Genomic DNA, 8,611 nt, shown 5'->3' on the forward strand with positions numbered 1-8,611 from the left:
CTAATAATATGAATCTCAGTTTAAAAATTCTGATCTATATGGTCGCAGGCGCTATCGTTGGCGTTCTGTTCCTGCAATTTGGCGACTATCAATGCGCAAAAGGTATATCTAAGGAAGCTTGTTCAGCGATTCAAGACGACAGCTGGGCCTACACCTATTTCGTCAATGGCATCTTTGAAGTGGGTGGCAGTTGGTTCATCAATGCATTGAAAATGCTAATGGTTCCGCTAGTGCTGGTGTCCCTGGTATGCGGTGTCAGTTCGCTAGCAGATCCATCCAAACTGGGAAAATTGAGCTTAAAGTCAATAGGACTTTATCTACTAACCACATCAATTGCTTTAGTCGGTGCTTTGTCACTTGCTTCGATATTTAAGCCCGGTGTAGGCATGGATATTGGTGACGCAAACTTTGATGCGAGCGATAAGCCTCCATTAACTCAAGTATTGATTGATATTATTCCCACCAATCCTTTTACAGCAATGGTTAGCGAAAAGATGTTACAAATCATTGTATTTGCAATCTTGGTTGGACTTGCCATCACCATGGCTGGTGAAAAAGGTAAACGAATTGGTAACTGGTTTAATGACGTCAACAAAGTGGTAATGGAGCTGGTGAACATTATCATGCGCTTTGCACCTTATGGCGTCTTCTTCCTGATTGCTAAAACTTTTGCTGAATTTCCATTCGATAAAATTGCAGGCTCTCTTGGTGCATACTTTGCTCTAGTTGTAGGTGGATTAATTCTTCATGCTTTAATAACTTACGGTGCTTTAATTACTTTCCTGGCACGTCTTAACCCGATTAATTTCTTTAAGGGTATGTGGCCAGCCATGCTTACAGCATTTGGTACTTCCAGCAGTAACGCCACCCTTCCAGTAACCATGCGTTGCGTTGAAAAAAACCTTGGTGTTCACCGCAATACCTATTCATTTACCCTACCACTAGGTGCAACTATTAACATGGATGGCACTGCCATCATGCAAGGTGTTGCAACACTGTTTATTGCTCAAGCTTATAGTGTTGATTTAAGTATGGCGCAGTTATTGACGGTAGTTCTAACAGCAACTCTTGCTTCAATCGGCACTGCGGGCGTGCCTAGTGTAGGCCTTATTATGCTTTCAGGTGTACTTACACAAGTTAACTTACCAGTCGAAGCAATTGGTATGATCCTGGGTATTGACCGACTACTCGATATGACCCGTACCGCGGTTAACATTACCGGTGACGCCGCGGTCAGCGTTATTGTCGCCAAGAGTGAAAATGAATTGGATAAGGATGTTTATAATCACCCCAAAGTTCATACCGAGTTTGACGATTAATTGATTATTCATTAAGAATATCTATAATTCAGAGGTGGCTTTTGCCACCTCTTTTTTTATCAGGATTTTTAACTAGCATCATCACAAGGAATAATAATGAAGAAACCATTTACCACCATAATCCAAACTTTAGTTTTACTCATTCTTTTGCAAGGCTGTTCCAGCATACCATTATCCACCATGCTTAAAATGTCCAGTTTTGATGAAACCGATTTTGTAAAGCTTAATCCTGATGATATTCGCGTTAAGGTTCGCAATAACACTCAGGAAAATGTTCTCAGAAAGAATGTCCTGCGTTATCAATACAGAGGCCCAGAGGGTGTTATTGATCAAAGTTTCTCAATGGAGTTAATCGATGAAGATGTAGAAACTATCGAACATTGGTTCGGTGATGATAGCTTTCAGCACAGCAGCAGATATAGACTGGATGCAGAAGGAATAGAGCTTTTTAAACAACTACAGCAACACCCTTTGTTAGCAATGAGGAAAAAAGAGGGAGAATTTAAGTTTTCGGTCACATTCAAATTAACTGAGAGTGCACCAGAGCGATTTAATATGAGCATCGATCTACTCTTAAACCCCGAAGAGGGATACTTTACCTTATTCGATCAACACGAATTAGACCTGACTCAAGCAGCAAATGATTAAAGATACAGGGTCCATTTTAATTATCATTCTACTAACCCTGCTTATTCAGGGCTGCTCTAACGTTCCCCTATCAACCATGATGAAGATGTCAGGCTTTGATGAGGGTGACTTTATTGAACTGAATCCCGAAGACATCCGGGTGAGAGTTCGCAGCAATACCAAAACTAACGTGCTGGCGGCCAATCAGCTGAGCTACAGCTACAAAGGCTCTGAAGCTTTCATTGATGACTGCCTGTCGTTGGAGCTTATTGAGGAAGAATTGCGACAGGTCGAGCACTGGTTTAAGGAGGAAACTCATGAGCACCTCAGCTGGTATCGCCTTGATGCAGAAGGCGTTGAAAAATTCAAAGCGTTGCAACAGCATCCAATATTGCAGAACAAGGATCGTGAGGGAACTTTTGAGCTATCCATTCAGACAGTTTACAGTGAAGATTCGCCCAACAAATTTAAGCTTAGTGTGGATTTAATGCTCATTCCTGAAGATGGTTATTTCACCATGTTCGAAGGTCTGGATATTGATCAGAGCCCCGCAAGAAACTCGATAGAAACCTGCGAGGCTCTATAATGCGACCTAAAGTAGATACTTCTGATAAAATTGCAGTTCGGCAGTAAAGGCTTTGATGATGGTTTCAGGCTTTCTGAAACCATGCCCTTCGCCTTCAAAGGTAATATACTCATAAGGCAAACCTTTCTCATCAAGCGCCTTTACCATGGCTTCGGCCTGATTCGGCGGCACCACCTTATCCTCCAGTCCCTGCAATATTAAAATTGGGCAGGACAATAATTCGGTATGATTTACTGGAGATCGCTGGTGATAGAGGTCTGCGCGCTCTGGGTAAGGCCCAACGACTGAATCAAGATAGCGGATTTCAAACTTGTGGCTGTCCTGCGACAGCGAAACCAGCTCAGCAACGCCGTAGCGGCTCATACCGGCTTTAAAGACATCATGGAAGGTTAGCGCACATAAAGTCGTGTAACCGCCCGCTGAGCCGCCTCTAATCGCCATTCTTGAGCCATCCACCAGGCCTTCCTTCGCCAGATATTGCCCCATGCCGATACAGTCATCCACATCGAGAATACCCCACTGTCCTTTCAAACTATCTCTGTAAGCTCGGCCATAGCCGGTACTACCGCGATAATTGACATCGGCTACCGCAAAGCCGCGACTGGTCCAATACTGAATGTTTAGATCCAAACCATTATCTGTCATGCCAGTAGGCCCACCATGACTCATGACAATTAAGGGTGGCGTTTCATCTTCTGATGCCTGGTATTGAGGATTTTTAGGTGGATAAAAATAACCGTAAGCCGTTTGATTACCTGTGGTTGGAAATTCAATATGCTGAGGTACTGAAATATAATCATCAAGCTGGTCTTTATCACCTTCGGTTAATTGAGCTGCCTCTTTACTTTGCAGGCTCAGCTGATAAACCGCTTCGCCAGACTGTGGATTAGCCGCCATAAAATACAGTGCATCGCCACCTGCGACCATCTGACCATTAAATGCCGTCCAGTTATCGCTAAACAGCTCGACGGAACCTGTTTCAAGACTGGTTTGATACAGTGCCTGCTGGCCCTTTCTGGTGCCAATAGCCACCAAAGATTTGTCATCAAGCCATTGCACCGTACGGCAACCAAACACCCACTGTGGTAAACCAAACTCAATATCCAGTTTGTCATGCACCGGCTGCTGTGGATTTTCCAAGCAATAAATATGCCACCAGCCCTCTGGATCAGCTACGTAGTACAGTTGGTTGTCTACCGACCAGAAAGGATGATAAACCGAAACATTGTTACCACCAGCTACTTTGCGCTGATTAGTAGTCTCACCGGATGCAGAAATATCGGCTAGCCAGAGCTCGGTTTCATCCCACGGCATGTTCGGGTGATTCCAGCTGATCCAGCACAACTGTTTACCTTCGGGACTGATTCGTGGATTGGAATAAAAGTCAGCACCTTGTGCTATAACCTGCTTGGTAAATGGCGCAGAAAGCGAAACCACTATCAGCTCATTGATAACGTCATCCGCCTCATGCCTCTCATGCACACAAACGGTATACGCCATATTAGGTGCAACCTCACCATCACAATAACGTAAACTACGTTTGACGGGCGGCTCAGGCGTTATAAACTCAACACTGTTGGTGGTCAGGTTTTGCAGGCACAGCTGTTGATTAGAGTCATCTGCAAAGAGTAAATACTCACCTCTACCCCAAAAATCACCACCGGCATATTCGTGTACGCGAGTACGAACATTAAAACCCTCTGGCGTTACATCCTCTCTCTTACCATTTTGAGAGCGTACTATGACGCCACGGCCTTGTTCATGCGGACGTGATTCCAGCCAATATATGGCGTTATCAATGTACTGCATCTGGCCATAGCGTGTTGACTTGCTGGCTAACATTTCTGGGGAAATTGGCGACTGCCAAAGTCCATAAGGGGCGATTTGTTTATTCATAATTAAAACGTAATTTTGTATAACACTTCGTCTAAACGACTAAGCTCAAGCTCTTTCCAGCGTGGGTGAGTATCAAGCAGACTACAGCGACACAGCTCTTCAACCCACCCTTCGGGAAACTGTTGCTTGATTTCGTCTAAAGTGATGTGGAATGGAGGGCCTGACATTTCATCAGGTACATAATCCATGGTGACTAACAATAAAGTTGCATCTTTCGCGAGCATTGATTTGAGGTGTTTTGCATAGTCGCGACGCATCGCCTCGGGCAAGGCAATGAATGCGGCGCGATCATAAACTTGCCGGAACTTACCTATCTGCTCACTGGTAATATCAAAAAAGTCAGCCAACCAGACTTCCATGGTGTGGTTATGGTAACGAACCAGCTCATGACCGTTGGCTGCGTTAGAAACTTCGGAGGAAAACTCTAGCTGATTCTCTTCAATAAATCGATTGACCGCTTTAGGGTTAAACTCAACTCCAACCGGGTAATACCCAAGCTCAGCCAGAAAGGGTAAATCCAGAGACTTACCTGATAGAGGCACAAACACTTTCTGGTCAGTTGAAAAGTATTGCTGAACATACCTCACCAGGAAAGTATGAGCCTCATTCAGATGGAAAGGTTGAGACTCACGCTGCCAGCAATTATCCCAGAATTCAAATTCCATAAATCTTATGGGTTATTTAAAGATATTTGTTTGTGAGGAACGTTGAATCCAACGCAGGACGAACTTGTCCATGGCCTGATACAGATTAATCGACAAACGCTCAGTCAAAGGTTTGCGTATTTCATATTTAATTGAATACACATCCATAGAATTAAGCGCATCCAGAATCACATCATCGCTGGTTTGTAGTTTATCCACCAGGCCAAGCTCCAGCGCTTGACGGCCATACCAGTGTTCACCCGTGGCGACCTTGTCTAAGTCCAGATTGGGACGATTCTCGTGAATAAAGGTTTTAAAAAGCTGATGCGTTTCTTCAAGCTCCTGCTTAAACTTTTCACGAGAAACAGTCGTATTCTGACCAAACATGGTCAGGGTGCGCTTATATTGCCCAGCGGTGTGTTGCTCATAGTCAATATTGGCTTTTTGCAACAAGCGATTAAAATTTGGAATTTCCGCAACCACGCCAATCGAACCAACAACTGCAAAAGGTGCCGCGACCAGATCATCTGCAACACAGGCCATCATGTAACCACCACTGGCTGCAACCTGGTCAACCGAAATGGTCAGCCTCAAACCCGCATCTCGAATGCGTTTCAGCTGCGATGCCGCTAATCCGTAGCTATGTACCAGACCACCTGGACTTTCCAGGCGAACCATAACTTCATCACCCTGATTGGCAGTCGCCAAAATGGCAGTCACTTCTTCACGCAGAGCATCCACACCTGAAGCATGAATATCGCCATCAAAGTCAATCACATACATTCTTTTTGGGCTTTCAACCGCCTCTGAAGCTTCGCCGGATTCAACTGATTCTGACTCGCTGTTGATGGATTCTTGATCAACTTTATCTGCAGCAACTTGCTCTACAGTAGCTTTTGAAATTTCTGTCTCTGCTACTGTTTTGCTGGATGACCTTTTGGCCTGTTTTAGCTTTTGCTTAGCCTCCTTCTCCTGCTGCTTGTCCCGCTCTTTTTCTTCTTTTAGAAGTTGCTTGTACTCAGCATTGGTCAGGATCTCATTCTTAATAGACTGACTATTGTCTTTAATAGCTTCACCAAGATTGACTACCTTGATATCCCCTTTGCTGGATGAGCGCTGCCTTTGACCCGCACTAATCAACAAGCTAATAATGATAATAATCACCACCGCAATAGTGGCTGTTTTCAACAAAAATAAACCGTATTCGCTTAAAAATTCCAAGTCATTCTCCGAATGTCAGACTGTAACTTATTGTTATACCTTAATATTTTGATAAAGGTACAAAATTGCTGGCTATTTTAACACCGACTGAGCTAAAGATATAACAGTTAAGGCCATAAGGCTATCCAGTTACAACCAAATCTTACTAGCACAAAAAAGCCCTCTTGCGAGGGCTTTACTGGATTACCATTATTTTGGTTATGGTTCTACCAAATTAGGATCAGATACTACAACCTGTGTACCACCCGAGGCAATGAAGTTAGCAATCGCAGTTTGCATTGAAACTGTTACCGCTGGATCTGCATTCGGACTTAAAGGTGATGCATGGTCACCTGAAACATATTTCAAGAAAGCACGATCTGTAGCAGCTGATTCAGTTAGTGTTGGTAATCCAAACAATGCTGCATGAGGAATACTACCAGCCAAAGGAGCTCCAGGAGCAGCATTTGGTACAACCTGGTCATTCTGAACCTGTAATGCCAACATTGGAGTTGCTTGCATTTGTGCTAGTCCTGCATAGTTAACAGGGTCACCAGAATCAACAACCGTTTGCGCAGCGAATAAGAATGGCTTTAAAACTGCTGATTCAAAGGCAGGGTCATCAGCAGGGATGCCTGATGCTGCAGCTAAGCCTGCACGAATACGTGGACTGAACGAAGCTGAGCCATCCAACATTTGCGCAATGCTACCTGAAGTAGTTGCCTGTACGCTAACTTTGACTTTGTCGCTCAAACCAACAAACTTTGAGCCCGCAATACCACCTAACGAGTGACCCATGAAGCTGATATTATCAGCGTCAAAATCAGGAATAGTATCTCCATCAACGTCCATCGCTGGAATGGCTTCTTCAAGCACTAGCAGATCTAGCACTGCTTGACGTAAGTTGTCACGAGACACTAGTAAATTAGTCAGGTTAATAGTATGAGCACCAGATGGATCTGCTTGGCCATCAGGACCAGGCGCTGACGTATCATTGTCAATGTAATCAACACCGAAAGTACGCTCACGCACATCACCTGCAGTATAGCCTTCAAAAATACCAATTAGACCACCACTAGCTTGCTGCAAGCCCAAGTGAACCTGGTTATTTGAACCTATACCGTGTAGCGGTAAATCCATCGCTACCACTGCTGTACAAGCACCAGCCATAGTATCTGCGATACCAAGCATTGCGGTACGATTACTGGTAATACCATGCTGGAAAATCATCACAGGGTAAGGCTTTGGACAGTTAATATTTTTAGGAAGAGAAACCAGCAAAGGAACTGTTTCATCGCCGGTTTTCTGTGCTAAAGGATTAGCATAAGTAATTGGAGCGCCCGCTAGTGGGTTCGCAATAGGGCCTTGTGGTGTTGGAATCTGAGCGGCACCAACCCAACTGTTATCCAAAACTGCTGTAGGGTTATCTACAGTTGGAGCAGTTAACAGGTAGGGTAATGTCACTTCGCCTTTATATAAGTTAGCTGCGCCAATTCCAGTAAAAGGTGTGGTATCAGTCATCAAGCTAGAGAAGCTGGATGCAGGACGTAAACCGGCATCTGCTGCAGCCTGAACATAAGCGTTATTAGCGGTCACTAGAGCATTTGCAACCGATTGAACCGTAAACTGATAGGTTAACACTACATCGTCACTATCAATACCTGCGCTGCTTGATGCTGCCAGCATAGCTTGTGTTAATTGGCGTAGAGGCTCTAAACCAGCTGTCGCGCTATCTGGATCGATCGGGTCAGGAGACTTAACCACCGAAAACTGTGAATCTGATATAACGGCATTGCCATTCGTATCTAAAATACTATTAGTAACTACAACCATGTAACTCGCTTGTGGTTCAAGCGGTCTTAGTGGGATAACACCTATAGAAGTCTCACTGGCAGGAACCGCTACAAAATCAACACCCGCCTGTAACTCTGCTTCCACCCCAGTAACTGGGCCAGTTGGAGCAGGAATTCCTGTGCCAGCGATTGCCTCGGGACGATTCACCGAAACCTTGAAGATACGAACGTTCTGACCTGGTGCAACCGTAGAACCATCAATGGCACCTCGGAAATCGATACTAAATGGTGCATGAGTGGACCAACCGTCCAATGCACTGATAGCATTTTGCGGGTCGGACATATCAGTTGGGTCATCCGTTGGGATATTAAGAGTTAAGTCAGCTGTGCCACTGAATAGCACATCATTAGGAATCGGTAACTCGCCGTTACCTGGTGCGAATACTGGTGCGATTAGTTTAGTACTACCCTCACCAACACCCGGAATTTTTGGTTCTTCTGGACCGTCAGTACAAGCCGTCAAAATCATGCTGCTTAACAGCGCGA

7 protein-coding genes are annotated in these 8,611 nt (G+C 44.6%); 3 read left to right on the forward strand and 4 right to left on the reverse strand.

The annotated features are described in order from the left end of the window. The first annotated feature begins 8 nt into the window (after positions 1-8). The 3 genes from HUJ19_RS11080 (at position 9) to HUJ19_RS11090 (ending at position 2,532) form a co-directional block, all read left to right on the forward strand. Entirely contained in the window at positions 9-1,319 is a 1,311-nt protein-coding gene (locus HUJ19_RS11080) for a dicarboxylate/amino acid:cation symporter (RefSeq protein ID WP_367274009.1), read from the forward strand. A gap of 96 nt (positions 1,320-1,415) precedes the next feature. Continuing rightward, positions 1,416-1,967: a hypothetical protein gene (locus HUJ19_RS11085; RefSeq protein ID WP_290624262.1), complete on the forward strand. Its 552-nt coding sequence runs from the start codon at positions 1,416-1,418 to the stop codon at positions 1,965-1,967. Continuing rightward, entirely contained in the window at positions 1,960-2,532 is a 573-nt protein-coding gene (locus HUJ19_RS11090) for a hypothetical protein (RefSeq protein WP_290624263.1), read from the forward strand. The genes HUJ19_RS11085 and HUJ19_RS11090 overlap by 8 nt, the downstream gene beginning before the upstream one ends. 6 nt (positions 2,533-2,538) lie before the next feature. On the opposite strand, the gene HUJ19_RS11095 is transcribed toward HUJ19_RS11090, so the two are convergent. The 4 genes from HUJ19_RS11095 to HUJ19_RS11110 all read right to left on the reverse strand — a co-directional run. Next, on the reverse strand, positions 2,539-4,428 hold the full coding sequence (locus HUJ19_RS11095; protein WP_290624264.1) for a S9 family peptidase: 1,890 nt from the start codon (positions 4,426-4,428) through the stop codon (positions 2,539-2,541). A gap of 2 nt (positions 4,429-4,430) precedes the next feature. Further along, complete coding sequence (locus HUJ19_RS11100; RefSeq protein ID WP_290624265.1) at positions 4,431-5,093, reverse strand: thiopurine S-methyltransferase; 663 nt, start codon at positions 5,091-5,093, stop codon at positions 4,431-4,433. 12 nt (positions 5,094-5,105) lie between these two features. Then, complete coding sequence (sohB, locus tag HUJ19_RS11105) at positions 5,106-6,293, reverse strand: protease SohB (RefSeq protein ID WP_290624266.1); 1,188 nt, start codon at positions 6,291-6,293, stop codon at positions 5,106-5,108. Positions 6,294-6,491: 198 nt separating this feature from the next. After that, positions 6,492-8,611 (reverse strand): hypothetical protein (locus HUJ19_RS11110; RefSeq protein ID WP_290624267.1); only part of this gene is annotated, 2,120 nt, incomplete at its 5' end.

Origin of the sequence: Kangiella sp., assembly GCF_014762745.1 — a bacterium.
Lineage (GTDB): Bacteria > Pseudomonadota > Gammaproteobacteria > Enterobacterales > Kangiellaceae > Kangiella.